This window comes from Seonamhaeicola marinus, assembly GCF_008085455.1.
In genome coordinates, this window is record NZ_VSDQ01000902.1 from 1 (window position 1) to 403 (window position 403).

1 protein-coding gene is annotated in these 403 nt (G+C 26.1%); it reads right to left on the bottom strand.

The annotated features are described in order from the left end of the window. Window positions 1-168 (bottom strand): glutamate--tRNA ligase family protein (locus FUA24_RS24725; protein WP_148546099.1); only part of this gene is annotated, 168 nt, incomplete at its 3' end. Window positions 169-403: the final 235 nt, after the last annotated feature.

Consider the following 403-nt stretch of genomic DNA (forward strand, 5'->3'; position numbering starts at 1 on the left):
TTCGCCTAAACCAAAACTTATGCCAATTGCTTTAGTGTGCCCAATGTGCAAATAGCCATTTGGTTCTGGTGGAAACCTAAAACGTAATGTGTTTTTAGACATTCCGTTAGCTAAATCTTCTTCTATAATTTGCTCAATAAAATTGAGTGGTTTTCTTTCCTCAGACATTGTAAAATGTTTTTCTATCAAATAAGAGCCAAAAATACGTGAATTTTTTCATTTAAAAACTTTAAAAAAACAAATGAAAACAAGCTTGTTTTTATATTGTTATTACATAAGTAAAGCTATATTTTTTAAAATTTTATTAAAAAATAGTTTTACAAAAGAAAATTACACAAAATCAACCTATTTTAGCCCTTATAAGTATGTATTTTTTATAAAATAATGGGCGTAATTAAAGTTG